The following is a 501-nucleotide window of genomic DNA, read 5'->3' on the forward strand; positions in this document are numbered from 1 at the left end:
CATCCCCTCACCCAGCCGGGCGTCGCGAGCCGCGCGCGAAGCGCGCCCTGAATGTCTGCGATCGATCCTCGGAGCGGCGAGCGGCAGTCCACCCAGTCCTGGGTCAGGCCGGTGTACACCGGATGCACGTGCGACTCGATGAGTCCCGGGATCACCGTCGCCCCGGGGAGGTCCACTCGACGCGCCGCCGTCCCGGCCGCGCTCCCGACTTCCCGGATCGTCCCGCTCGCGACCACCCTGTCGCCGCGGACCAGGATCGCCTCCACGACGCGCGCCTCCGGATCCATCGTGTGGACCGCGTCGGCGGTCAGCAGGGTCTCCTCCGCATAGTGCGCCGTCACAGGACGTTCCCCTCGAGCACTGCAGCACGTTCCGGCGGCCGCCGCCCAGGCATCAGCTGACGCAGTCCCGGCACCGGATCAGTCGCCGGCCACACGATCCGTGAGACCAGGACCAGGAGCGCGTTCACGAGGAGGGCCGCCGCGCCGATGTTGATGCCGT

General features: G+C 71.7%; 1 pseudogene. It reads right to left on the reverse strand.

Going from position 1 to position 501, the window contains the following annotated elements:
* Positions 1-341: pseudogene (locus FK268_RS24060) on the reverse strand (amidohydrolase); the annotation flags it as partial.
* Between the last annotated feature and the right edge of the window lie 160 nt (positions 342-501).

Source organism: Tsukamurella sputi (assembly GCF_007858445.1).
Lineage (GTDB): Bacteria > Actinomycetota > Actinomycetes > Mycobacteriales > Mycobacteriaceae > Tsukamurella > Tsukamurella sputi.